This is a genomic window from Pseudomonas cimarronensis (genome assembly GCF_049331905.1).
Classification (GTDB): Bacteria; Pseudomonadota; Gammaproteobacteria; order Pseudomonadales; family Pseudomonadaceae; genus Aquipseudomonas.
Window position 1 is genome coordinate 2,965,337 of record NZ_CP186283.1, and the last position, 25,010, is coordinate 2,990,346.

The 25,010-nt window shown below is 59.1% G+C and carries 19 protein-coding genes; 8 read left to right on the forward strand and 11 right to left on the reverse strand.

Annotation, left to right across the window (positions count from 1 at the left end):
* Positions 1-19: 19 nt before the first annotated feature.
* The 5 genes from ACOCLD_RS13800 to ACOCLD_RS13820 all read right to left on the reverse strand — a co-directional run bounded on the left by ACOCLD_RS13800 (position 20) and on the right by ACOCLD_RS13820 (position 5,479).
* Positions 20-832 (reverse strand): crotonase/enoyl-CoA hydratase family protein, encoded by an 813-nt coding sequence (locus ACOCLD_RS13800; RefSeq protein WP_233685077.1) that lies wholly within the window; start codon positions 830-832, stop codon positions 20-22.
* A 228-nt stretch (positions 833-1,060) separates the two neighbouring features.
* Positions 1,061-3,319, reverse strand: a complete 2,259-nt coding sequence (locus tag ACOCLD_RS13805) for an Orn/Lys/Arg decarboxylase N-terminal domain-containing protein (RefSeq protein WP_422909575.1) — start codon at positions 3,317-3,319, stop codon at positions 1,061-1,063.
* Positions 3,320-3,493: 174 nt separating this feature from the next.
* A complete protein-coding gene (dnaQ, locus tag ACOCLD_RS13810) occupies positions 3,494-4,237 on the reverse strand; it encodes a DNA polymerase III subunit epsilon (RefSeq protein WP_422909576.1) in 744 nt (247 codons plus the stop codon).
* Entirely contained in the window at positions 4,230-4,682 is a 453-nt protein-coding gene (gene rnhA, locus ACOCLD_RS13815; RefSeq protein WP_422909577.1) for a ribonuclease HI, read from the reverse strand. Before rnhA ends, dnaQ begins: the two co-directional genes overlap by 8 nt.
* Positions 4,683-4,717: 35 nt before the next feature.
* Entirely contained in the window at positions 4,718-5,479 is a 762-nt protein-coding gene (locus ACOCLD_RS13820; protein ID WP_422909578.1) for a class I SAM-dependent methyltransferase, read from the reverse strand.
* Between the two features lie 74 nt (positions 5,480-5,553).
* Here ACOCLD_RS13820 and gloB point away from each other — a divergent pair, with 74 nt between their 5' ends.
* Both gloB and ACOCLD_RS13830 read left to right on the forward strand, forming a co-directional pair.
* Complete coding sequence (gloB, locus tag ACOCLD_RS13825) at positions 5,554-6,327, forward strand: hydroxyacylglutathione hydrolase (RefSeq protein ID WP_422909579.1); 774 nt, start codon at positions 5,554-5,556, stop codon at positions 6,325-6,327.
* Between the two features lie 98 nt (positions 6,328-6,425).
* The gene (locus tag ACOCLD_RS13830; RefSeq protein ID WP_422909580.1) at positions 6,426-7,994 is read left to right on the forward strand and encodes a LysM peptidoglycan-binding domain-containing protein; all 1,569 of its coding nucleotides are present in this window, start codon (positions 6,426-6,428) and stop codon (positions 7,992-7,994) included.
* Here the strand turns inward: ACOCLD_RS13830 and ACOCLD_RS13835 are convergent, their stop codons facing one another.
* Positions 7,995-9,419, reverse strand: coding sequence for an HDOD domain-containing protein (locus tag ACOCLD_RS13835; protein ID WP_422909581.1), 1,425 nt, complete (start codon positions 9,417-9,419; stop codon positions 7,995-7,997).
* 167 nt (positions 9,420-9,586) lie between these two features.
* On the opposite strand from ACOCLD_RS13835, the gene ACOCLD_RS13840 reads away from it, so the two are divergent.
* Genes ACOCLD_RS13840 through fabI form a run of 6 tightly spaced genes read left to right on the forward strand, consistent with a single transcriptional unit; the run spans position 9,587 to position 17,796 of the window.
* Positions 9,587-11,416, forward strand: a complete 1,830-nt coding sequence (locus ACOCLD_RS13840) for an extracellular solute-binding protein (protein WP_422911812.1) — start codon at positions 9,587-9,589, stop codon at positions 11,414-11,416.
* On the forward strand, positions 11,413-13,266 hold the full coding sequence (locus ACOCLD_RS13845; RefSeq protein ID WP_422909582.1) for an extracellular solute-binding protein: 1,854 nt from the start codon (positions 11,413-11,415) through the stop codon (positions 13,264-13,266). The genes ACOCLD_RS13840 and ACOCLD_RS13845 overlap by 4 nt, the downstream gene beginning before the upstream one ends.
* 1 nt (position 13,267) lies before the next feature.
* Entirely contained in the window at positions 13,268-14,341 is a 1,074-nt protein-coding gene (locus ACOCLD_RS13850) for a microcin C ABC transporter permease YejB (protein ID WP_233685086.1), read from the forward strand.
* Position 14,342: 1 nt separating this feature from the next.
* Positions 14,343-15,362 (forward strand): ABC transporter permease, encoded by a 1,020-nt coding sequence (locus tag ACOCLD_RS13855; RefSeq protein ID WP_422909583.1) that lies wholly within the window; start codon positions 14,343-14,345, stop codon positions 15,360-15,362.
* Position 15,363: 1 nt separating this feature from the next.
* Positions 15,364-16,971, forward strand: a complete 1,608-nt coding sequence (locus tag ACOCLD_RS13860; RefSeq protein ID WP_422909584.1) for an ABC transporter ATP-binding protein — start codon at positions 15,364-15,366, stop codon at positions 16,969-16,971.
* A 30-nt stretch (positions 16,972-17,001) separates the two neighbouring features.
* Positions 17,002-17,796 (forward strand): enoyl-ACP reductase FabI, encoded by a 795-nt coding sequence (gene fabI, locus ACOCLD_RS13865; RefSeq protein ID WP_422909585.1) that lies wholly within the window; start codon positions 17,002-17,004, stop codon positions 17,794-17,796.
* Positions 17,797-17,911: 115 nt separating this feature from the next.
* Here the strand turns inward: fabI and ACOCLD_RS13870 are convergent, their stop codons facing one another.
* The 5 genes from ACOCLD_RS13870 to clpP form a co-directional block, all read right to left on the reverse strand.
* The gene (locus tag ACOCLD_RS13870; protein WP_422909586.1) at positions 17,912-19,789 is read right to left on the reverse strand and encodes a SurA N-terminal domain-containing protein; all 1,878 of its coding nucleotides are present in this window, start codon (positions 19,787-19,789) and stop codon (positions 17,912-17,914) included.
* A gap of 219 nt (positions 19,790-20,008) precedes the next feature.
* Positions 20,009-20,281 (reverse strand): nucleoid-associated protein HU-beta, encoded by a 273-nt coding sequence (hupB, locus tag ACOCLD_RS13875; RefSeq protein WP_010490206.1) that lies wholly within the window; start codon positions 20,279-20,281, stop codon positions 20,009-20,011.
* A 137-nt stretch (positions 20,282-20,418) separates the two neighbouring features.
* Positions 20,419-22,812, reverse strand: a complete 2,394-nt coding sequence (lon, locus tag ACOCLD_RS13880; protein WP_422909587.1) for an endopeptidase La — start codon at positions 22,810-22,812, stop codon at positions 20,419-20,421.
* 149 nt (positions 22,813-22,961) lie between these two features.
* Positions 22,962-24,242 carry an ATP-dependent Clp protease ATP-binding subunit ClpX gene (gene clpX / locus ACOCLD_RS13885; protein ID WP_257778269.1) on the reverse strand — a complete coding sequence of 427 codons (1,281 nt, stop codon included), beginning with the start codon at positions 24,240-24,242 and terminating at the stop codon, positions 22,962-22,964.
* 111 nt (positions 24,243-24,353) lie between these two features.
* Positions 24,354-24,989, reverse strand: coding sequence for an ATP-dependent Clp endopeptidase proteolytic subunit ClpP (gene clpP / locus ACOCLD_RS13890; protein WP_233685093.1), 636 nt, complete (start codon positions 24,987-24,989; stop codon positions 24,354-24,356).
* Positions 24,990-25,010 lie beyond the last annotated feature (21 nt).

The following is a 25,010-nucleotide window of genomic DNA, read 5'->3' on the forward strand; positions in this document are numbered from 1 at the left end:
AACAGGTGGAAGGACAGCATCAGTCAGCGAACTCCGGTTTCTGCTTGCTCATGTGCGCCGTCATGGCCACACGCAGGTCAGCAGATTGCAACATGGCGGCGTTCCAGGTGGCGATGTATTCGAGGCCATCATCAACGCGGTGGTCGCGCATGTAGCGAATCATTTCCTTGGTACCGCGGATGGCCACTGGCGACTTGCTGGCGATCTCGCGGGCGATACCCATCACACCATCCAGCAAGGCATCAGCGTCAGCATAGGTGCGGTTGACCAGGCCGATGTTGCGCGCCTCTTCGCCGTTGATGGTGCGCCCGGTAAAAGCCAGTTCGCGCATCATGCCGTCGCCGATGATGCGTGGCAGGCGTTGCAGGGTGCCCACGTCGGCGGCCATGCCGATGTCGATTTCCTTGATGGAAAACTGCGCATCGACCGTCGAATAACGCATGTCGCAGGCCGAGACCAGATCGATCGCACCGCCCAGGCAATAACCTTGAATGGCCGCCAGCACCGGCTTACTGCAATTGTCCACGGCGTTGAAGGAGGCTTGCAGCTCGAGAATCTTGCGCCGCAGCTTTTGCGCATTGCGCCCAACATCCGGCCCCAGCTGGCTGCCGACCGAAGCCAGCATCATCAGGTCGATGCCCGAGGAAAAGTGTTTGCCAGCACCGGAGATCACCACCGCACGCACTTCATCGGTGTCATCGATCCAGCGGAAAATATCGATGATCTCGCGCCAGAAGTCGGCGTTCATCGCATTGACCTTTTCCGGGCGGTTGATCACCACATGGGCAACCTTATCTGCCAACACGACATTAAAGGCTTTGTAGTCGGACACGGCAGTCATCCTCAGCAGGGGCGCAAGCGCAAGATGGAAATATTCTTATGCTAAAAATCGAGCAACTATAACAACCAACCGACAAATGTCGATGCTGGCCACTGTGACGCAGGGCACGCCATTAAAGTTAAGCTCAATTTTTACCTATCGGCGATAAGCGCTTGATCTACTGAGGTAAGCAGCGCAGCAAGGCCAGTCCGCCGTAGAACGCAGCGAACCGGCCAGGCATCAGGCTTTAATGCAGTCGACGGTATACACCCCATCCTCACGCTGCAGGCCGTGCACATCAGCATCGAAACCGGGGAAGCTGCGGTCGAAGGTGCGGGCAAACGCCAGGTAATCGATGATCGAGCGAGTCTGCGCGGTAAACCGTTCGCCCGGCATGATCAATGGGATTCCTGGCGGGTATGGCACCAGCATCACCGCAGCGATGCGCCCTTCCAACTGCTCGATCGGCACCGCCTCGACTTCGCCACGCACCAGTTGGTTGTAAGCATCGGCTGGCTTGATCGCCACCTCCGGCAGCACCGTATACATACGCTTGAGCGCCTTAGCCGTAGCGTTTTCGCGGTAGCAGGCATGCAGTGCATCGCACAGATCGCGCAGCCCCATGTCCTGATAGAACGCCTTGCCGGCCTGAGCAATTGACGGCAGCACATCGCTCAAGGGCAGGTTGGCGTCATAGCTGCGTTTGAACTCCAGCAACTCGGTCAGCAGCGTACTCCACTTGCCCTTGGTAATACCCATGGAGAACAGCACCAGGAAGGAATACAGGCCGGTTTTCTCCACCACCAGGCCGCGCTCCCAGAGGAATTTGCTGACCACGGCCGCCGGAATGCCGCGCTCGTCCAGCTTGCCGTCAGCAGTCAATCCCGGCGTCACCAGGGTGACCTTGATCGGGTCGAGCAGCACGTAATCTTCGGCAACATCGCCAAAGCCATGCCAATCGGCTTGCGGTTGCAACAGCCAGTCAGGCGTCGCTACATCATCGGTGCCTTCGGCCTGCGGCGGCTGCCAGATGCTGAACCACCAGTCGTCGCTGTTGAGGTTCTGCCGCAGGTTGGCCAGGGCGCGGCGGAAGCTCAAGGCCTCATCGAAGGTTTCCTGAATCAGCGAGCGTCCGGCCGGGCCTTCCATCATCGCCGACGCCACATCCAGCGAGGCGATGATGCCGTACTGCGGCGATGTGGAGATGTGCATCATAAAGGCTTCGTTGAAGCGATCCCGATCCAGCTGACGCTTGCCGCCATCCTGTACGTGGATCATCGAAGCCTGGCTAAATGCGGCCAGCAGCTTGTGGGTGGAATGGGTGGTGAACACCAGCGGCGTGTCTGCACTGCGCGCCGTGCCCATGCCATAACGCCCGGAATAAAACTCGTGGAACGCCGCGTAGGCGTACCAGGCCTCGTCGAAATGCAGCACCTCGACGCTATTGCCCAGGGTCTGCTTGATCAGCTCGGCGTTGTAGCACAGGCCGTCGTAGGTCGAGTTGGTCACCACCACCAGCTTGACCATCGCCCCACTGCTGTTCGGCACGCGCCCACGGGCCAGCGGGCTGGCATCGATCTTCGCCTGGATCGACTCACGGCTGAACTCGCTCAGCGGAATCGGCCCGATGATGCCCAGCTCGTTGCGCTCCGGGCACAGGTACAGCGGAATCGCGCCAGTCATGATGATCGAATGCAAAATCGATTTGTGGCAGTTACGGTCTACCAGTACCAGATCATCGCGGCCAACCATGCTGTGCCAGACGATCTTGTTCGCCGTCGAGGTGCCGTTGATCACGAAGTAGGTGTGATCGGCGCCGAAATTGCGCGCCGCGCGGGCTTCTGCTTCAGCCAGGGGGCCGGTGTGATCGAGCAACGAACCCAGCTCCGGCACCGACACCGAGAGGTCAGAACGCAGGGTGTTCTCACCGAAAAACTGGTGAAACGCCTGCCCCACTGGGCTTTTGCGATAGGCCACACCGCCGCCATGGCCCGGCGTGTGCCAGGAATAGTTGGACTGCGCAGTGTGCTGCACCAGCGCCTTGAAGAACGGCGGCAGCAGGCAATCCAGGTAATTGCGCGCAGCACGCGCGACCTGACGAGCGAGGAACGGCACGGTGTCTTCGAACAGATAAAGGATGCCGCGCAACTGGTTGAGATCGACCATGGCCTCGGCTGGTGCGTTCTCGATGGTCACCTGCTCGCCGAGGGCGAAAATCGGCAACTGCGGTGCACGACGACGAGCGATGCGAATCAGCTCGACCATGTCCTGCAACAGGGTCTTGTTCTCCCCCGCACCTTCGGCGGCCACCAGAATGCAGGCAAGGCCGTGGTGGGTGGAGGCCACGATGCGCCCCTCGGCGGAGCTGGCGGTGGAGAGAATGCTGAAGCCGTCCTGCTCCAGTTCTTGGGCGATGGCGCGCACCCGATCACCGGCCACGGTATCGGCCTTGATGTCACGGTGCACGATCAGGACGGGGAACTTTAGGTCTTTATACATTGTGGCGTCCCTGAAGAATGGCAGGTCATAGCCTGCCTATCACCTCAGGGTAGAGGCTGGCCCCGCTAGGCGGAACCCCCTCTGCGTGACGCTGTACGAAAAGGTCGCGAGTGGATAACTCAGCGGTCGCGATTGCCGTTCACCGATTGGCCAGCGGCAACCGCCAGACGCCGATCAGGCCTCGGCCTTGGGCTGTTCCAGCAGCACCCAAAGCGGCGGCGCACCTGCTGACTTCTCGATAATCGCCAGGCGTGCCAGATGGGCATCCAGCTCTTCACCATTGGCCCGAATCACCCGTGTCAGGGCCCGATCAGCGGGCAGACGGCGAATCGCGCTGGGCTGCTGACGACCATTGCTGTCGCCTTCCGAGCCGTCACCGGCCAGGGAGAGGTTGGTCTGTCCGCCGGTCATTGTCAGGTAGACGTCGGCGAGAATCTCGGCATCGAGCAAGGCGCCGTGCAGGTCACGGCCGGAGTTGTCGACACCATAGCGTTTGCACAGCGCATCGAGGTTGTTGCGCTGCCCCGGGTGGCGCTCGCGGGCCATCATCAGGGTGTCGAGGATTGAGCAGTGCTCGCTGATGTCGGCGCGTTCATCTTGCTTGATCAGGGCGAATTCGTTGTTGATAAAGCCAACGTCGAACGCCGCGTTGTGAATGATCAGCTGCGCACCCTTGATGAACTCGAAGAACTCATCGGCCACATCCTTGAAGCGCGGCTTGTCCTTGACGAACTCGTTGGTGATGCCGTGAACCGCAATCGCGCCTTCGTCGATCTCACGGTCCGGCTGCAGGTAGACGTGAAAATGCCGCCCGGTCAGGCGTCGCCCCATCAGCTCAACGCAACCGATCTCGATGATCCGGTGACCATCGGTCACCGGCATACCGGTGGTTTCAGTATCCAGCACCACACTACGCATGCTTCTGCCCTCTTACTTCTTCAACACCGCGATTGGCCAACTGGTCGGCGCGTTCATTACCCGGATGGCCGGTATGGCCGCGCACCCACTGCCAATTGACATCATGGCGATTGACCTGCTCGTCCAGCGCCTGCCACAAGTCGGCATTTTTCACCGGTTCCTTGGCGGCAGTCTTCCAACCGCGTTTTTTCCAGTTCGGCATCCATTCCTGGATGCCTTTCATCACATATTGCGAGTCGGTGATCAAACGCACCGAACAGGGACGAGTCAGAGCAATCAGGGCACAGATCGCCGCCATCAGCTCCATGCGGTTATTGGTCGTGTTGGGCTCGCCACCCCACAGCTCCTTTTCTACGCCTCGGCAAACCAGCAAGGCACCCCAGCCACCCACGCCAGGATTGCCCTTGCAGGCACCGTCGGTGTAGATCTCGACCTGTTCACTCATGTATCTGCAATCTCTCGCTCAATTATCAGCCAATGCTATTTCTGCGGTGTTTCACGCCGACTGACCTTGGCCACCGGCATCGGCAGTAACTTGCCCACCGGTTGCCGGCTGGGCTGACGCAATGGCCGCAAACCCACCACCAATTTACGCGCCACCAGCACATAAAAACCGCCACCGGGTGGCTGCCAGCTCGCGCCAATGCGCTCCAGCGCAGCCAAACGCGCCTGCCAGGCCGGCGCAGAAAGCGGCGGACGATAGCACCCGAAGCGGCGTTTCTCCAGCGCGAAACCCAGTAGGTGCAACCAGTCGCAAACCCGACTAGGCGCAATACAACGCGCCTGGCGCAAGGCATCGCGGGCGAACAGATGACGCATACCCCAGGTGCTGAGCGGATTGATCCCGACAATCAGCAGATGACCGCCCGGACGCACGCTACGCGCCGCCTCACGCAGCAACCCGTGGGGCGACAGGCTGAAATCCAGACCATGCTGCAACACCACTACATCGGCGGCATGTTCGGTGAGCGGCCAGGATTGCTCTTCACAGACGATTTCCACGCCTTTGAATGGCGCCCCCAGGCGCACACTGCGCTGGATCTGCCGGGCATCCGGCGGCGAATCGGCGGCGGGCCCGTAATGCACCAGGTAACCGCCAAAGAAACGCGCCAACTCCTCCTCAAGCAACTGCCGCTCCTGCTCCAGCAGCAACTGCCCGAGCGGCCCGGCCAGCCAGGTGCGGGCCGCGCCAATCAGGTCGAGCCATTCACTGTCGGCATGGGCAAAAGGGTGATCGGACATAAGCATTACCTACGTAGCCAGCACCGTTAATGCCCCCTAAGATGCACCTTTGTGCCCTGCTTAGCGACCGAACGATGATAAAAATCGACGCACTGTCTGCATTCTCCGACAACTATATATGGCTGCTGCAAGACCCTGAGCGGCGCCACTGCGCGGTTGTCGACCCCGGTGATGCTGCCCCAGTCGAAGCCTGGCTGGCGGCCAACCCCGGCTGGCAGTTGAGCGACATTCTGATCACCCACCACCACTTCGACCATGTGGGCGGGATCGAGCGTCTCAAGGCCACCACTGGCGCACGGGTGCTGGGCCCAGCCAACGAGAATATCCCTGGCCGTGATCTGGCGTTGCACGACGGCGACCAGGCCGACGTGCTGGGTCAGCGATTCGATATATATGAAGTTCCCGGGCATACCCTGGGGCATATCGCCTATGTTCAGCCCGAGCAGCATTGGCTGTTCTGTGGCGACACGCTGTTTGCTGGCGGTTGTGGTCGCCTGTTCGAGGGCAGCCCCGAGCAGATGCACCAGTCACTCAGCCGCCTGGCAGCGCTTCCCGAACAAACTCAGGTGTTCTGCACCCATGAGTACACCCTGAGCAACCTGCGCTTTGCCGCCGCTGTTGAACCGGAAAACCAGCAGATCAAGCAGCGCCTGGAACAAGTGGGACAATGGCGCAAGGCTGGACAGATCAGCCTGCCATCCTCTATTGCTCTGGAGCGTGCCACCAACCCGTTCTTGCGCAGCAGCGAACCGGCAGTCAGTGCCATGATTGCCGAACGCGATGGGCCGGCCAGCCGTGCTCCGGCGCAGGTGTTCGCCGCATTGCGCGCCTGGAAGGACCATTTCTAAACCACGACAACCACACAAAAGACTGGTTAAAACTTGACCAGGGGCAGACTGGTTCCTAGAATCGCCCGACCTTTTCGCCGGGAAGTACACCGCCGCCAATGCATCTATCACCACGCAAGACCTTGAATTTAAAGGCATTGGCACAAAGCGCTCAGACGCTTGTGGTGATCATGTGCGTAACCCTGGCCGGTTGCCAGACCAGCAACCAATACCGCCCTGACAGCGGCCGCGACACCGACCGCGCGGTCGGTCTTGAGCAAGAGCCGGAATGGCTCAGCAGCAACGCGGCGCCTGCCCCTGAAGAGCCTAAAGATATTTGGGAGCGAGTGCGCAACGGCTATCAGTTGCAGGACAGCATCACCCTCAATCCGCGCATCGAACAGCAACGCCTGTGGTTCGTCGGTAATCCCTCGTTTATCGAGAAAGCCGGCGAACGCAGCAGCCCCTACATTCACTTCATCGTCGAGCGCCTGGAACAGCGCAATATGCCAATGGAGCTGGCGCTGCTGCCGATGATCGAAAGCTCGTACAACCCGCTGGCTTACTCCCACGCCCATGCTGTCGGGCTGTGGCAGTTCATCCCGTCCACCGGGCGCAACTTCAACCTGCGCCAGACCAACTGGTACGACGGCCGCCGCGATGTGATGGCCTCCACCGATGCTGCCATCAGCTACCTGACCCGCCTCAAGGAAATGTTCAACGGTGACTGGCTGCTCGCCCTGGCCGCCTACAACGCCGGCGAAGGCCGGGTCAGCCGGGCTATCGAGCGCAACCAGAAACTCGGCCTGCCAACCGATTACTGGAACCTCTCATTGCCGACCGAAACCCAGAACTACGTGCCCAAGCTGCTGGCTCTATCGCAAGTAATCATGACTCCGCAGGCCTATGGCGTCAGCCTCGCGCCGATCGCCAACGAACCGTACTTCGAGAAAGTTGCATTCACCCAGCGCATGGACCTTTCGCGTGTCGCCGCGATGGCCGATCTGGATGAAGACGAGCTATACCTGCTCAACCCCGCCTTCAAGAAAGGCATCACGCTGGACGGCCCGCAGCACCTACTGGTGCCAACCGACAAGGCTGAGCTGCTGACCGCCAACCTGTCACTGATGAAGCCCCAGGAGTTGGTGAACTGGCAGCAATACCGCGTGCGCTCAGGCGACAGCCTGCACAGCATCGCCAACCGCCATCAGTTGACGGTGAACACCCTACGCGACATCAACAAGCTCTCCAGCAACAACCTGCGCATCGGTCAGGTTCTGAGCATCCCCACTCAGCCCGGCGTAACAGCGCGTGAACCACTGTTTCAGCGCAGCGTGGCACAGAGTCAGCCGGCACGGACCTACCGGGTGAAAAACGGCGACAACCTCTGGCAAATCGCCAAGAACCACAAGGTTGCAGTCAAGGATGTGCAGCGCTGGAACAAATTATCAGGGAGCAGCCTGCGCGTCGGTCAGGTGCTGACCATGCAAGCCGGCCAAACGGCTTCAGGCGGCAGCGGCGGTGCCCCCCGCAAAGGGGCCACCTACTACAAGGTGCGCCAGGGCGACTCGCTGTATCTGATCGCCAAGCGCTTCAAGGTACCGATGAAAAGCCTGCAACGCTGGAACCCGAAAGCCGGCAAGGCGCTAAAGCCCGGGCAGACACTGACTCTGTACAGCGGCAACTGATCAGGCCTTCTTGCTCATTGCTTCCAGGCAACGTCCGGTGAGCTGGGTAAAGCGCTGAAAGGCGACAAACTGCTCATGCTTAAGCGCCCGCCCGGATACCCGGCTGTCGGCATACAGCAAGCCGATTTCCCGGGTTCCCGCCAACAACGGTGCAATAAAGAACATGCCCTGCCCCAGGCGCTGACGAATCGGCTGGGTGACCAGCTCATTGAGGTTGTAGCTGGCTGGCACGCCCATCCATAGCGCCTCTTTATTACGCAGGGCATAGCTGAATATATGTGGCTGCGCGGTTTGCTCAACCGGCAAGATAAAATCATGCGCCCACCCGGCGGTGCCCTCGCCGATCACCCGCTTACAGCGAAAACAGCTCTGCCCATCGGCCAACACCACCAGCATGATGCGCTCCAGCCCGGTGCCCTGATGCAAACCCTTGAACAGCGTATCGAGTACCAACCCCAGGTCGGCACGCTTTGAAACCATCAACCCAAGGTCCTGCAAGGCTTGCTGCAGGATCAGCAGATTGGGTTGCAAGAGCCGCGCCTTGCGCTGCTCCTGCTGCAGACGAATCTGCTCCGGATCGGTATTGGGAATCAGCTTGCACAACTGGCTGGCGCCAAACGTGGCGGCCATCTTCACGGTTTCCTCGGCACTGGCCAGAACCTGCTGCATGGCTTCCTGCGGCGTCACCCCGATAAAGCTGGCCAGTTGCCCGACCAGGCTCTCCATGGCGGCTGAATCCCAGCCTTCAAGTGCCGCCTGGCTGATCTTAGTGCCGAGCGTCACCGCCTTGACGGCTGGATCATTCTGGCTGCTCGATTGCAGGGCCAGACTCACGGTATCACCGAGGTTCCAGCCTTTTACCAGGGCCAGGCTCAACTGCCGAAAACTGGTGCCGAGCAGGTGCATCACCACCTCGTCGGCATCGACCCCCGGCTGCGCCAGGGCAGCGGCCAGCTCATCCGCCGCCTCACCGGCACAACCCCAGAACGCCAGTTCACCGACGTTATGCAGCAAGGCGGCGATAAACACCTCCTCATCACTTCGCGAGAGCACATAGCCGGCAATGTTGCGTGCCTGTACGGCAGCGTGAAAGGACTGCGCCAGCAATTCAGCCAGCTGTTCGCGGGAGCTACGGGCCAACAGACCGTCGATCAGGCTGACCGACAGGCCGATCTGTCGTACGTTGTCGAAGCCGATCAGCACAATGGCCCGGGAGATGGTACGGATGGGTTCCTGGGAGGGGTTGTAATACACGCTGTTACCAATGCGGAGTACCTTGGTGGTCAGGGCAGCATCCCGCAGTAGCACATCGGCCAGTTGCTGGACCGACGACTTGTGCCCCAGGGTCAAACGGTGCAGATCCTGCACAACCGCGGCCAGGGCGGGTAATTCGGCTTGGTTGAAGCGATCAATCCATGACTGCAAACCATGGCAGGCTGTAACCAAAGTGATGCCCTCGCAGTGGATAGCTTGAGTGTAGTCAAAGTGCCGCCATCGGCAGCCGTCGAAACGGCCCTTTTTCCAGCCGATACAAGCTGTTAATGTGCCTGACCAGCAGCCCACAAGACGCCACGGATCGGATATTTCACTTGATACGTCCCCTCCTCTCGCTGTTCCTCTGCCTGGCCATCAGTTCATCTGCCTGGGCGACCCTGTATAAAAGTCACGGCTACGCCCAGTTTGGCGAGCTGAAGTACCCCGCCAGCTTTACTCATTTCGCCTGGGTCAACCCGGAAGCGCCCAAAGGCGGCACGCTGCGGATGATGGCCAATGGCACCTTCGACACGCTCAATCCCTATACCTTCAAGGGCAGCAGCCCGATCAGTACCGCCAACTTTCTGCAGTACGGGGTCAACGAGCTGAATGCGCCGCTGATGGTCGGCACCGGCGCCTATGACCCATCCGGTGACGAGCCGGCATCCAGTTACGGCCTGATCGCCGAGTCCGTGGAATACAGCGATGACCGCAGCTGGGTGGTGTACAACCTGCGTCCCGAAGCCCGCTTCCACGATGGCAAGCCGATCACAGCCTATGACGTGGCCTTCTCCTACCGCCTGCTGCTCAAGGAAGGCCATCCGCAGTACCGCACCAATCTGCAGGAAGTAAAACGCGTCGATATCCTCAATCGCCACAGCATCCGCTTTGTGCTCAAGCGCTCTGGCAACTCTCTGCTGATTCTGCGCCTGGGCGAACTGCCGGTGCTGCCGCAGCATTACTGGAAGGACCGCGATTTCAAGGCCACCACCTATGAACCGCCGCTGGGCAGCGGGCCCTATCGCATTACCCAGGTCAGCCCCGGACGCAGCCTGCGCTTTGAGCGGGTCAAGAACTGGTGGGGCGCCAAACTCCCGGTCAACCGTGGCAAATACAATTTCGACCGGGTCGATGTGGAGTTCTACCGCGACAGTCACGTGGCCTTCGAGGCCTTCAAGGCGGGTGAGTTCGATATCTACATCGAGCAACAGGCAAAGAACTGGGCCAATGGCTATCGCTTCCCAGCACTCAGCCGCGGTGAAGTGATCCGCGCAGAAATCCCGCACAAGATTCCTACCCAGACCCAGGCGCTGTTTATGAACACCCGTCGCGAGGTGTTTGCCGACCGCCAGCTGCGTGAAGCCCTGGGCCTGATGTTCGACTTCGAATGGGCCAACCGCGCGCTGTTCAACAGCTCCTACACCCGCGCCCAGAGTTACTACCCCAACAGCGAATTCGCCGCCAGCGGTAAACCGGAAGGTGCCGAATGGCTGCTGTTGTCGCCCTACCGTAAGCAGTTGCAGGCACGCCTGTTCAGTGAGCCCTTCAGCGTGCCGCAAACCGATGGCCGCGGCATCCCACGGGAAACCTTGCGCCGCGCCCTGGGTCTACTCGCCGATGCCGGCTGGAAGCCATCCGGCCAGCGTCTGTTGAATAGTGACGGCAAGCCCCTGACATTCGAGATCCTGCTGGTCAACTCGAACCTTGAACGTATTCTCCAGCCCTTTACCGAGAACCTGGCCAGCATTGGTATTCAAGCCCGACTGCGCACTGTCGACCGCGCCCAGTACAAACAGCGCCTCGATCAATACGATTTCGACATGATTCTGGTCACCCTGCCGCAGACCCTGAGCCCAGGTCTGGAACAGTCGCTGTATTTCCACTCCTCGCAAGCCAAGGTCAAAGGCGGCAGAAACTATGCCGGGGTTACCCACCCGGTGGTCGACGCACTGATTGAAAAGCTGCTTTCGGCACAGAGCCGCGACGAGCAAGTCGCCGCCACCCGCGCCCTTGACCGGGTACTGTTGTGGCAGCACTACAGCATCCCGAACTGGTATATCGATTACCACCGCCTGGCTTACCGCAACCGATTTGCCTTCGTCACCACGCCGCCCTACACCCTGGGCCTGCGTACCTGGTGGCTGAAATCCATGGAGAACGCTGAATGACCCATGCAGTGCGCGCCCTGTTTATCCGCTTCAGCAGCCTTGCTCTGCTTGGCGTTGCCAGCCTGGCCCTGGCCGGCCCCAAGCACGCACAAACCCTGTATGACGAGCCGCCGAAATACCCGGCAAATTTCAAACACTTCGAGTACGTCAACCCGGATGCCCCCAAAGGTGGCACCCTGCGCCAGGCAGCATTTGGCAGCTTCGACAGCCTCAACCCCTTTATCAACAAGGGCGTAGCTGCCGATGACATCGGCATGATCTACGACACCCTGACCCGCCACGGCCTGGACGAACCCTTTACCGAATACGGCCTGCTCGCGGAAAAAATCGAGAAAGCCCCGGACAACGCCTGGGTACGTTTCTATCTGCGCCCCGAGGCGCGCTTTCATGATGGCCAGCCGGTCACCGCCGAGGACGTCAAATTCACCTTCGACACCCTGATGAGCAAAGGCGCACCGATGTACCGCGGCTACTACGCCGATGTCGACAAGGTTGAGGTCGAAAGCCCGCAGCGCGTGCGTTTTATCTTCAAGCATGCCGGTAACCGTGAACTGCCGCTGATCGTTGGGCAACTGCCAGTGCTGCCCAAACACTGGTGGGCCGAACGCGACTTCAGCAAAGGTAACCTCGATGTGCCGTTGGGCAGCGGCCCTTACAAAGTGGCGAATGTGCAGGCCGGCCGCTCGATACGCTACGAGCGGGTCAAGGACTGGTGGGGTAAGGATCTGCCGGTCAATCGCGGCTTTTACAACTTCGACACCCTGCAAATCGACTACTACCGCGACAACACCGTCGCCCTGGAAGCGCTCAAGGCAGGGCAGTTTGATTACTGGCTGGAAATCAGCGCAAAGAACTGGGCCACCGCCTACAACGTGCCGGCCGTGGCCAATGGCCAATTGATCAAGGAAGAGATTGCCAACCACAACCCTACCGGCATGCAGGGCTTTATCTTCAACACCCGTCGCGCGCTATTCAGCGACCGCCGTGTGCGTGAGGCTCTGGGCCTGCTGTTCGATTTCGAATGGGCCAATCGCCAGCTGTTCAACGGCGCCTACACCCGTACCCACAGCTACTTCGACAACTCCGAACTGGCTGCAAGCGGCCTGCCCTCTGCAGACGAACTGAAACTGCTGGAGCCCTTGCGTGCGCAGATTCCGCCGCAGGTATTTACCGATGAATATCAGCCCTCCGTCACCGACGGCAGCGGCATCATTCGCGAGCAGCAACGCCGTGCCTATCAGCTGCTGCAGGAAGCCGGCTGGCGCATTGATGGCGACAAGATGCTCGACAGCACGGGCAAGCCGGTCAGCTTCGAATTCCTCCTGGCGCAGACCGAGTTCGAACGCATTCTCTTGCCGTACAAGCGCAACCTGGCCGATCTGGGCATTGAGTTGGTGATCCGCCGTGTCGATGTATCCCAATACGTCAACCGCCTGCGTTCACGTGACTTCGACCTGATCGTCGGCGGCTTCGGCCAGTCCAACTCCCCTGGTAACGAGCAACGCGAATACTGGCATTCCAGCAGTGCCGACAATCCCGGCAGCCGTAACTTTATTGGTTTGAAAGACCCTGCCGTGGACAAGCTGGTCGAAGGCCTGATCAATGCCGACTCACGCCAGAGCCTGATCACCCATACCCGCGCCCTCGACCGCGTACTGCTGTGGGGCCATTACGTGGTGCCCAACTGGCATATCAAAACCTGGCGCGTGGCCTACTGGAACCGCTTCGAGCACCCCAAGGTCAGCCCAAAATATGACATAGGCCTGCACACCTGGTGGGCGCGCAGCAAATCACCTGAAGCGGCGGCCGACGAAGCAGCCGCGCACAACCGCACAGGCGTGGAGCCATAACATGCTGGCGTATATCTTCCGTCGGCTGCTGCTGATCATTCCCACGTTGTTTGGCATTCTGCTGATCAACTTCATCATCATCCAGGCGGCCCCCGGCGGCCCGGTCGAACAGATGATCGCCAAACTGGAAGGCTTTGACGGCGCCACCAGCCGGATTGCCGGCGGCGGTGCCGAAGTTTCCGTGGCCGGTTCCAACTACCGCGGCGCACAGGGCCTGGACCCTGAGCTGGTGGCGGAAATCGAGCGCATGTACGGCTTCGATAAATCCGCTCCGGAACGCTTCTGGCTGATGCTCAAGAGCTACGCGCAACTGGACTTCGGTTCGAGCTTCTTTCGCGATGCCGAGGTCATCGACCTGATCATCGAGAAGATGCCCGTGTCGATCTCCCTGGGGCTGTGGAGCACGCTGATCATGTACCTGGTGTCGATCCCACTGGGCATCGCCAAGGCCACTCGCCACGGCAGCGCCTTCGACGTCTGGACCAGCTCGGCAATCATCATCGGTTATGCCATCCCCGCCTTCCTCTTCGCCATCCTGCTGATCGTGCTGTTTGCTGGCGGCAGCTACTGGGACTGGTTCCCGCTGCGCGGGCTGACCTCGAACAACTTCGACGAGCTGAGTTTTACCGGCAAGCTGCTCGACTATTTCTGGCACCTGGCCCTGCCCGTCACCGCTCTGGTGATCGGCAACTTCGCCACCCTGACGTTGCTAACCAAGAACAGCTTTCTCGATGAGATCAACAAGCAGTATGTGATCACTGCCAGGGCCAAGGGCCTGAGCAATAACCGTGTGCTCTACGGTCATGTGTTCCGTAACGCCATGCTGATCATCATCGCCGGCTTCCCGGCAGCCTTTATCGGCATCTTCTTTACCGGCTCCTTGCTGATCGAGGTGATCTTCTCCCTCGATGGCCTCGGCCTAATGAGTTTTGAAGCCGCGATTAACCGCGATTACCCGGTGGTGTTCGGCACCTTGTTTATCTTCACGTTGCTCGGTCTGGTGGTGAAATTGATCGGTGACATTACCTACACCCTGGTCGATCCGCGTATCGACTTCGAAAGCCGGGAGGGTTGAGATGAAACTGTCGCCAATCAATCAACGCCGCTTCCAGCTGTTCAAGGCACACAAACGCGGCTGGTGGTCGCTGTGGGTGTTCCTCGCCCTGTTCTTCGTCACCCTCGGCGCCGAGCTGATCGCCAATGACAAACCATTGGTGGTGGGCTACGACAACCAGCTGTATTTCCCGGTATTCAAGCGCTACCCGGAAACCACCTTCGGCGGCGAATTCCCGCTGCAGGCCAACTACAAGAGCCCGTATATCCAGGAGCTGATCAAGGAAAAGGACGGCTGGATGATCTGGCCGCCGATCCGCTACAGCTACTCCAGCATCAACTACGACTTGCAGGTGCCCGCCCCGGCGCCACCCTCGGCGGAAAACCTGCTGGGCACCGACGACCAGGGCCGCGATGTATTGGCGCGGGTGATCTACGGCTTTCGCATCTCGGTGCTGTTTGCCCTGACCCTGACCCTGGCCAGTTCGGTAATCGGTGTGTTTGCCGGCGCCCTGCAGGGCTTCTATGGCGGCTGGGTCGATCTGGCTGGGCAGCGTTTTCTGGAGATCTGGTCGGGTCTGCCGGTGCTTTATCTGCTGATCATCCTCGCCAGCTTCGTGCAGCCGAACTTCTGGTGGCTGCTGGGCATCATGCTGCTGTTTTCCTGGATGAGCCTGGTGGATGTGGTACGCGCCGAGTTTCTGCGTGGGCGCAACCTGGAATACGTGCGCGCAGCCCGCGCACTGGGCATGCAGAACGGCTCGATCATGTTCCGTCACATCCTGCCCAACGCGATGATTTCCACCATGACCTTTATGCCGTTCATCCTCACCGGCGCGATCGGCACCCTAACCGCGCTGGATTTCCTTGGCTTTGGCCTGCCGCCAGGAGCGCCGTCACTCGGTGAGCTGGTGGCGCAAGGCAAATCCAATCTGCAGGCGCCCTGGCTCGGTATCAGCGCCTTTGCCGTACTGGCCCTGATGCTCAGCCTGCTGGTGTTTATCGGCGAAGCGGCGCGCGATGCCTTCGATCCGAGGAAATGACATGACCGACTCCAACCCCCTCATCGAAGTCCGCGACCTGGCGGTCGAGTTCGTGACCGGCAGCCTCAAGCAGCGCGTGCTGGAAAGCGTCAGTTTCGATATCAAGCGCGGCGAAACCCTGGCCCTGGTGGGTGAAAGCGGCTCGGGCAAATCAGTCACCGCGCACTCCATCCTGCGCCTGCTGCCCTACCCCCTGGCCCAACACCCCAGCGGCAGCATTCACTACGCCGGGCAAGACCTGCTCAAACTGAACGAGAACAAACTGCGCGGCATTCGCGGCAACCGCATCGCCATGGTCTTTCAGGAGCCCATGACCTCGCTGAACCCGCTGCACAGCATCGAGAAGCAGATCAACGAAGTGCTGGCCCTGCACAAAGGCCTGCGCGGCAAGGCGGCTACGGCACGCACTCTGGAGCTGCTGGAGCTGGTCGGCATTCCTGAGCCGCACAAGCGCCTCAAGGCCTACCCACATGAACTTTCAGGCGGGCAACGCCAGCGCGTGGTGATCGCCATGGCCCTGGCCAACGAGCCAGAACTGCTGATTGCCGACGAGCCCACCACCGCCCTGGACGTCACCGTGCAGCTGAAGATCCTCGAGCTGCTCAAGGACCTGCAGGCGCGCCTGGGCATGTCGATCCTGTTGATCAGCCACGACCTCAACCTGGTGCGACGCATTGCCCACCGGGTGTGCGTGATGCAGCGTGGGCATATCGTCGAACAGGCGGAATGCGAAACCCTGTTTAAACACCCACAGCACCCTTATACCCGCGAGCTGCTGGGCGCTGAGCCCACGGGCGGCCCGGTCGATCAGCCACCTGGTAAACCCATGCTGGAAATCGACAACCTGCGCATCTGGTTCCCGATCAAGAAGGGCCTGCTGCGCCGCACGGTCGATCACGTCAAAGCCGTGGACGGTATCAACTTCAACCTGCCACAGGGGCATACCCTGGGCATCGTCGGTGAAAGTGGCTCAGGCAAATCCACCCTCGGCCTGGCGATTCTGCGTCTGCTCGGCAGCCAGGGCGGTATCCGTTTTCAGGGCCAGGCCATCGACCAGCTCTCGCAACACGACGTGCGCCCACTGCGCCGACAGATGCAGGTGGTGTTTCAGGACCCGTTCGGCAGCCTCAGCCCACGCATGTCGGTGGGTCAGATTGTCGGCGAAGGCTTGCAGATCCACCGCCTGGGCAGCGAAGCCGAACAGGAACAGGCGATTATCGACGCCTTGGTGGAAGTGGGTCTGGATCCGGAAACCCGGCATCGCTACCCACACGAGTTTTCCGGTGGCCAGCGTCAACGCATCGCCATCGCCCGCGCCCTGGTGCTCAAACCCGCGCTGATCCTGCTGGATGAGCCGACCTCGGCCCTCGACCGCACCGTGCAGCGCCAGGTAGTCGAGTTGTTGCGTTCGCTGCAGGCCAAATACAACCTCACCTACCTGTTTATCAGCCACGATCTGGCCGTGGTCAGGGCGCTGAGTCATCAGGTGATGGTGGTCAAACAGGGCAAGGTGGTCGAACAGGGACCGGCGGCACGTGTCTTTGCCGCGCCACAGGACATCTATACACAGCAGTTGCTGGAAGCGGCCTTTATGGTCCCAGCTGGCTAATTCTTGTAGACAGGAAGAGGAACTACACCCATGGGTTTTCTAAGCGGCAAGCGCGTACTGATCGTTGGCGTCGCCAGCAAACTGTCCATCGCCTCCGGTATCGCAGCAGCCATGCACCGTGAAGGTGCCGAACTGGCCTTCACCTATCAGAACGAAAAGCTCAAGGGCCGCGTCGAAGAGTTCGCCGCTGGCTGGGGCTCGAACGCAGACCTGTGCTTCCCCTGCGATGTGGCCAACGATGAGGAAATCGCCTCGGTATTCGAAGCCCTGAGCAAGAAGTGGGACGGCCTGGATTGCATCGTTCACTCCGTAGGTTTCGCCCCGGGTGACCAGTTGGACGGCGACTTCACCGAGGTCACCACCCGTGAAGGCTTCCGCATCGCTCATGACATCAGCGCCTACAGCTTCGTCGCCCTGGCCAAAGCGGGCCGCGAGATGATGAAAGGCCGCAATGGCAGCTTGCTGACCCTCTCCTACCTGGGTGCCGAGCGCACCATGCCGAACTACAACGTCATGGGCATGGCCAAGGCCAGCCTGGAAGCCGGTGTACGCTACCTGGCCGGTAGCCTCGGCCCGGAAGGCACGCGTGTCAACGCCATCTCCGCTGGCCCGATCCGTACCCTGGCAGCAAGCGGCATCAAGAGCTTCCGCAAGATGCTCGCGGCCAACGAGAAACAGACCCCGCTGCGTCGCAACGTGACCATCGAAGAAGTCGGCAACGCCGGCGCCTTCCTCTGCTCGGATCTGGCTTCGGGGGTTAGCGGCGAGATCATGTACGTCGATGGCGGCTTCAACACCACCGCCATGGGCGCCATGGAAGAGTGAGTGTGACTGCGCGGGGAGATCAGTTCTTCCTGCGCCATGTAGCGTTGCTGCCACGGATGGCAGACATAAAAAAGGCCGCTTGAATAAGCGGCCTTTTTATATTCAGCAGTATCGATCAGAAGCGCTCGATATCTGCCTTCTCTTCCAGCTGCTTACGGAACGCAGCAAAGTCCTGCTGACCGGCCCGCGAAGCCAGGAAGCGGCCATACATGGCCTTGTCTTCTTCCGACAGCGCCTGCTCGGGTTGGCTCACGCCATTGAGGCGGATGATCACAAAATCACCGTTACTCAGGCTGATACCCGCAAAGCTCGGCTTGTCGGCTGCTTCAGGCTTGGGCATGCGGAACAGCGCTTGCAGCACGACCGGCTCAACGCCTTCCTGGCTGCGAGTGGCTGCCTCAACAACTGTCCAGCCCTGCTTGGCATCGGCCTGGCTAACCGGTGTCTGGCCATCACGCAGAGCAGCCAGCTGCTCCTCGCCTTTGGCCTTGACCGCCTCGCTTGCACGCACCTTGGTCAGCTGGGCACGAATGCTGTCAGCAACCTGCTCCAAGGGCAGTTGCTCAGGCTTGTTGTGCTCTTTGACGCGCACCACCACCACAGTATTCGGATCCAGCTCGATCACACTGCTGTTGCTGCCGTCTTCCAGCACTTCATCACTGAAGGCGGCCTGAATCACCTGACGGTTGGCAGATACACCTTCGCTGCCACCCTGACGGCCAAACGGCTCAGTGGTCTTGACCTGCAAACCCAGCTCCTGCGCCGGCTGGCTCAAATCAGACGCTTCAAATGCCGCATCTTCCAGGTCCTTGGAGACCTCAACAAAGCGCTGCTCAACCTGACGCGCCTTGAGATCGCGCTGCAGTTTCTCTTCCAGGCTGGCGAAGCTAGGAACTTCCGGCGCCTGCACGCCCAACAGCTTGATCAGGTGCCAGCCGAATTCGCTGCGCACCGGTGCCGATACCGCATTTTCGCTCAGTGCATAGAGCGCTTCTTCGAAGGCCGGGTCATATACACCTGGGCCGGCAAAGCCCAGGTCACCACCGTCAACAGCAGAACCGGAGTCATCAGAGAACTCCTTGGCCAGGGCGGCGAAATCTTCACCCTGCTCCAAGCGTTTCTGCACTTCGACCAGCTTGGCTTTGGCCTGCTCATCATTCAGCGTGTCGTTCACTTCAACCAAGATATGGGCTGCACGACGCTGTTCGGCAAGGTTGGCGATTTCACTCTGATAAGCGCTTTGCAGCGCCTCATCGGTGACTTCCACCTGGTCGAAGAAGGCGTCCTTCTTCAGCTCGACATATTCCAGCACAACCTGTTCAGGGCTCATGAACTCGCTGGCTTGAGCATCGTAGTAAGCCTTGATGTCATCATCACTGAGCGTCACGGCACCCAGGTCAGCCTTGAGCGTCAGCGTGGCGAAATCGCGGGTCTGCTTTTCCAGCGCGGCAAAAGCCTGCACCTGGGCATCAGTGACGAAACCACTGTTGGCCAAGCCAGCACGCAGCTGACCGATGAGCATTTCTTGCTCAAGCATCTGGCGAAACTGCAAGCGGCTGTAGCCGAGCTGACGAATCACCTGATCGAAACGCTCAGCATTGAACTGACCGTCGACAAGAAACTCCGGCGTTCTCAGAATCACCTGGTCCAAGGCCTGCTGCGAGAAGGCGAACTTGGCGTCCTTGGCACTATCAAGCAGCAAGGTACGCTCGATCAGGCCGTTCAGGGCCGCCTCGCGCAGCAGTTTTTCGTCCAGCAGGGAAGCATCGAAGTCACGCCCCAACTGCTGCAGCAACTGCCGACGCTGCATTTCCACAGCCTGGCTAAGCTCGACGGAAGTAATCTTCTCGCCATTTACCTCAGCAGCATTCTGGCTGTTACTGGTGCCAGTAAAAATCGCATCGACACCGGTCAGCGCGAGCAACGCAACGATGATGCCGATAATGGTTTTGGCAATCCAACCCTGTGAATTGTCCCTGATGTTCTGCAGCATGCTTCCCCCAGAACGGCTGTACAAAAAAAGCAGCCGCGCAGCGTGGGTAAAATCCGGATAGAAGAAAGGCGCATCAGTGGATGCGCCTTCTCGTAACTAGCGAAGCGGATCGAACTCAAGCAACTGCTTAGTCGTGTTCAGTCACAGCGTATCGGCTGAACATTCCGCCCGCCTCAGGCCAGCCATTTAGCCAGCCTGTCAGGCAAAACCGAAAGAGGCTTAGTTGACAGCGTCTTTCAGAGCTTTACCGGCTTTGAAGCCTGGAATCTTGGCAGCAGCGATGCTGATCGGGTTACCAGTTTGTGGGTTACGGCCAGTGCGCGCAGCACGCTCTTTAACAGCGAAAGTGCCGAAGCCAACCAGTACTACGGAGTCACCAGCCTTCAGAGCGCCAGTAACGGATTCAATAACTGCGTCCAGCGCACGGCCGGCAACAGCTTTTGGGATATCAGCAGATGCGGCGATGGCATCGATCAGTTCCGACTTGTTCACTCTTAAGTCCCCTTAATTTCTGTTGAGTTTATTTCTTGCTTTTAAATGTAAGCGAAGCTGGTGCTGGAGAGCCTGCTGACACGATAAGAGCCGCTTTATAACAAGGGCTCTAAAAATGTGTCAAGAAAGCCCTCTGGCTAATGCGTGCTAATTCGCTCCTTGGAATCAGTCTCGCGTTTTTCATCCTTTGCAACCATGGGAGCCGCATCAGGCAAGGGCTCCGGGGCGTATTGCAGCGCAATTTGCAGGACCTCGTCAATCCATTTAACCGGTTTAATCTGCAGGTCTTGCTTAATATTCTCCGGAATCTCTTTCAAGTCGCGCACATTCTCTTCCGGAATGATCACGGTCTTGATTCCACCACGGTGAGCGGCCAACAGTTTTTCTTTCAGACCACCGATAGCCAGCACTTGACCACGCAGGGTGATTTCACCGGTCATCGCCACATCGGCACGCACCGGAATCTGCGTCAGCGCAGAAACCAGCGCCGTGCACATGCCAACGCCTGCGCTGGGGCCATCTTTGGGTGTTGCCCCTTCGGGCATGTGAATATGGATGTCCTGCTTCTCGTAGAAGTCCACAGGCACGCCCAGGCTCTTGGCCCGGCTGCGCACAACTGTCTGCGCTGCCGTGATCGATTCCAGCATTACATCGCCCAGTGAGCCGGTTTTGATCAACTGACCTTTGCCCGGCACCACCACCGCTTCGATGGTCAGCAGTTCACCACCAACCTGGGTCCAGGCCAGACCGGTTACCTGACCAATCTGATCCTGCTGCTCGGCCAAACCATAGCGGTGCTTGCGCACACCCAGGAAATGCTCGAGCGAGTCAGCTGTGACCGTAACCTGGAAACGCTTCTCCGCGGCATGCTCCTTGACGGCCTTGCGGCACACCTTGGCAATTTGCCGCTCCAGACCACGCACCCCAGCCTCACGGGTGTAATAACGAATGATGTCGCGGACGGCAGTCTCTTCGAAGGCCAACTCGCTCTTCTTCAGGCCGTTGGCCTGCACTTGCTTGGGTACCAGGTACTTGATCGCGATGTTGATTTTCTCCGCCTCGGTGTAACCCGGCAGGCGAATCACTTCCATCCGATCCAGCAAAGGCCCCGGAATATTCATCGAATTGGCCGTGCAGAGGAACATCACGTCAGACAAGTCGTAATCAACTTCCAGATAGTGATCGTTGAAATTGTGGTTCTGCTCCGGGTCCAACACCTCGAGCAGAGCCGACGCAGGATCACCGCGCATGTCCTGCCCCATCTTGTCGATTTCGTCGAGCAGGAACAGTGGGTTACGCACGCCAACCTTGGTCATCTTCTGAATCAGGCGACCCGGCATGGAGCCGATATAAGTACGGCGATGACCGCGAATTTCCGCCTCATCACGCACACCACCGAGCGCCATGCGTACGAATTTCCGGTTGGTGGCGGTAGCAATCGACTCGGCCAACGAGGTTTTACCCACACCAGGCGGACCCACCAGACACAGCACCGGCCCTTTGAGTTTCTTCACCCGCTTTTGCACGGCGAGGTACTCAAGAATGCGCTCCTTGACTTCCTCCAGGCCGTAATGATCGGCATCGAGAATGCTTTCCGCGCGCGCAAGGTCCAGGCGCACCTTGCTCTGCGCCTTCCACGGCACGTTAACCAGCCAATCAATATAAGAGCGCACCACGGTGGCTTCGGCCGACATCGGCGACATCTGCTTGAGCTTGTTCAACTCAGCATTGGCCTTGGTGTGCGCCTCGGCAGTCAGCCCTGCATTCTCAATGCGCTTTTTCAGTTCATCGAGTTCGTTATGGCCTTCTTCGCTGTCGCCCAGTTCTTTCTGAATGGCTTTCATCTGCTCATTCAGGTAGTACTCGCGCTGACTGCGCTCCATCTGTTTCTTAACCCGCCCGCGAATGCGCTTTTCGACCTGCAACAGGTCGATTTCCGCATCGAGCAGCGCCAGCACATGTTCAACCCGCGCAGCCAGGTCGGTAATCTCCAGAATTTCCTGTTTCTGCTCGATTTTCAGCACCATGTGCGCGGCCATGGTGTCAACCAAGCGACCGGGCTCATCAATGCCGTTGAGCGAAGCAAGGACCTCGGCTGGCACCTTCTTGCCCAGCTGTACATACTGCTCGAACTGACTCAACAGACTGCGGGTAAATACTTCGGCTTCACGCTCCGCAGCGTCCACTTCGTCGATCAGCTGTACTTCTGCGCGACAGTGACCGTCGACTGCAATAAAGCGCTCGATCTCTCCGCGTTGCTCACCTTCGACCAACACCTTGACCGTGCCATCTGGCAGCTTCAGCAGCTGCAATACCGTAGCCACGGTGCCCACACGGTAGAGCCCCTCCTCACTCGGGTCATCGTCAGCAGGGTTCTTCTGGGCCAGCAACAGAATCTGTTTCTCACCCGTCATGGCGGCCTCAAGGGCCTCAATGGATTTTTCACGCCCGACAAACAGCGGGATGACCATGTGCGGATAGACCACAACATCGCGCAACGGCAGGAGAGGCAATTCGATGGTTGTCTTCATGATTTCGGCTCTACGGCGGCCTTACGGCCGTAAACAGATGGGATGACCCTTGACCCTAAGATGGGGGCAGCCCCAACAAAAAACAAGCACTGCAACAGGAAAAGAAAAGGGGCCCGCAGGCCCCTTGCTTTCAACATGTTACAACGCAGTCAAGCGTCTGGCGCAGCCTTGGCAGGCAGCTCGTTGTTCTCATAGATAAGCAACGGCTTGGATGCACCATCGATCACACTTTCATCAATGACCACCTTGCTGACATCAGTCTGCGACGGAATCTCGTACATGGTATCGAGCAAGATACCTTCGAGAATCGAACGCAGGCCACGGGCGCCTGTCTTACGCTCGAGCGCCTTGTGCGCAACTGATCTCAATGCATCGGGACGGAACTCCAGCTCAACACCTTCCATCTCGAACAGCTTGCCATACTGTTTGGTCAGCGCATTCTTCGGCTCGGTCAGAATCTGCACCAGAGCAGCTTCATCAAGCTCATCCAGAGTGGCTATAACCGGTAGACGACCGACGAACTCAGGGATCAGGCCAAACTTGACCAGATCGTCCGGCTCAACGGCACGCAGCGACTCGCCGACTTTTTTGCCTTCTTCCTTGCTGCGCACTTCGGCACTAAAACCAATGCCGCCCTTGCTCGAACGGCCCTGAATGACTTTCTCCAAGCCGGAAAACGCACCACCACAGATAAACAGGATGTTACGCGTATCGACCTGCAGGAATTCCTGCTGAGGGTGTTTGCGACCACCCTGCGGCGGAACCGAAGCCACAGTACCCTCAATAAGTTTCAACAATGCCTGCTGCACACCCTCGCCAGAAACATCGCGGGTGATCGATGGGTTATCCGACTTACGCGAGATCTTGTCGATTTCATCGATGTAGACGATGCCCATCTGGGCTTTTTCCACATCGTAATCGCACTTCTGCAGCAGCTTCTGAATAATGTTCTCGACGTCCTCACCGACATAACCAGCTTCGGTCAGGGTGGTGGCGTCGGCGATAGTGAACGGTACGTTAAGCAAGCGTGCCAGGGTTTCGGCCAGCAGGGTTTTACCCGAGCCAGTCGGTCCAATCAGCAGAATATTGCTCTTGCCCAGTTCGACATCATCTTTCTTGTCGCGCTGATTGAGGCGCTTGTAGTGGTTGTACACCGCTACCGCCAAAACCTTCTTGGCACGCTCCTGACCAATCACGTACTGATCGAGGATGGAGCTGATTTCCTTCGGAGCGGGCAATTTATGCGCGCTGCTCTCGGCCTGGGCTTCCTGCACCTCCTCGCGGATGATGTCGTTGCACAGGTCGACGCACTCGTCGCAGATAAAGACCGAGGGGCCTGCAATCAATTTGCGTACTTCATGCTGGCTTTTGCCGCAGAAGGAGCAATAAAGCAGCTTGCCGTTGTCCTCGCCGTTGCGGGTGTCAGTCATTCGTTCAATCCAATCCGATAGGCTTGAAACACAAGATGAGGGCAAATGCGGGCATTTTCAAGCCCGCCGGCGGCCGGAGACACCGGCCCGCCCTATTTTGAGCCGCTTATTTTAAGCGGGGCGCTTTTCAATTACTTCGTCGATCAACCCGTATTCACGAGCAGCCTCTGCGCTCATGAAATTATCACGATTGGTATCACGCTCGATTTCTTCCAGAGTGCGCCCACTGTGCTTGGCCATCAGCGTGTTGAGACGCTCGCGGATAAACAGGATTTCCTTGGCGTGGATTTCGATGTCCGACGCTTGACCCTGGAAACCACCCAGAGGCTGGTGAATCATCACACGCGAGTTCGGCAAGCAGTAACGCTTGCCTTCAGCACCAGCAGTCAACAGGAATGCACCCATGCTGCATGCCTGGCCAATACAGGTGGTGGACACATTTGGCTTGATGAACTGCATGGTGTCGTAGATCGACATACCCGCCGTCACCGAGCCACCCGGGGAGTTGATATACAGGTGGATGTCCTTGTCCGGGTTTTCCGCTTCAAGAAACAGCAGTTGCGCACAGATCAGGTTGGCCATGTAGTCCTCTACAGGGCCAACCAGAAAGATCACGCGCTCCTTGAGCAGGCGCGAATAGATGTCGTAGGCGCGCTCACCGCGAGCTGACTGTTCAACAACCATAGGTACCAGGCCGCCAGCGGCTTGGATATTAGGCATTTGCTGCATAAAAGGATTGCGGGACATGCTGCACTCGCTCCCTAAATA

What these genes read in the sequence shown, in the direction of transcription:
- ACOCLD_RS13850 (WP_233685086.1), top strand. Translation starts at nt 13,268, where the DNA reads ATGCTGGCGTATATCTTCCGTCGGCTGCTGCTGATCATTCCCACGTTG.
- ACOCLD_RS13820 (WP_422909578.1), bottom strand. Translation starts at nt 5,479, where the DNA reads ATGTCCGATCACCCTTTTGCCCATGCCGACAGTGAATGGCTCGACCTG.
- clpX (WP_257778269.1), bottom strand. Translation starts at nt 24,242, where the DNA reads ATGACTGACACCCGCAACGGCGAGGACAACGGCAAGCTGCTTTATTGC.
- ACOCLD_RS13870 (WP_422909586.1), bottom strand. Translation starts at nt 19,789, where the DNA reads ATGCTGCAGAACATCAGGGACAATTCACAGGGTTGGATTGCCAAAACC.
- ACOCLD_RS13860 (WP_422909584.1), top strand. Translation starts at nt 15,364, where the DNA reads ATGACCGACTCCAACCCCCTCATCGAAGTCCGCGACCTGGCGGTCGAG.
- ACOCLD_RS13855 (WP_422909583.1), top strand. Translation starts at nt 14,343, where the DNA reads ATGAAACTGTCGCCAATCAATCAACGCCGCTTCCAGCTGTTCAAGGCA.
- clpP (WP_233685093.1), bottom strand. Translation starts at nt 24,989, where the DNA reads ATGTCCCGCAATCCTTTTATGCAGCAAATGCCTAATATCCAAGCCGCT.
- fabI (WP_422909585.1), top strand. Translation starts at nt 17,002, where the DNA reads ATGGGTTTTCTAAGCGGCAAGCGCGTACTGATCGTTGGCGTCGCCAGC.
- rnhA (WP_422909577.1), bottom strand. Translation starts at nt 4,682, where the DNA reads ATGAGTGAACAGGTCGAGATCTACACCGACGGTGCCTGCAAGGGCAAT.
- ACOCLD_RS13805 (WP_422909575.1), bottom strand. Translation starts at nt 3,319, where the DNA reads ATGTATAAAGACCTAAAGTTCCCCGTCCTGATCGTGCACCGTGACATC.
- lon (WP_422909587.1), bottom strand. Translation starts at nt 22,812, where the DNA reads ATGAAGACAACCATCGAATTGCCTCTCCTGCCGTTGCGCGATGTTGTG.
- dnaQ (WP_422909576.1), bottom strand. Translation starts at nt 4,237, where the DNA reads ATGCGTAGTGTGGTGCTGGATACTGAAACCACCGGTATGCCGGTGACC.
- ACOCLD_RS13845 (WP_422909582.1), top strand. Translation starts at nt 11,413, where the DNA reads ATGACCCATGCAGTGCGCGCCCTGTTTATCCGCTTCAGCAGCCTTGCT.
- ACOCLD_RS13830 (WP_422909580.1), top strand. Translation starts at nt 6,426, where the DNA reads ATGCATCTATCACCACGCAAGACCTTGAATTTAAAGGCATTGGCACAA.
- gloB (WP_422909579.1), top strand. Translation starts at nt 5,554, where the DNA reads ATGATAAAAATCGACGCACTGTCTGCATTCTCCGACAACTATATATGG.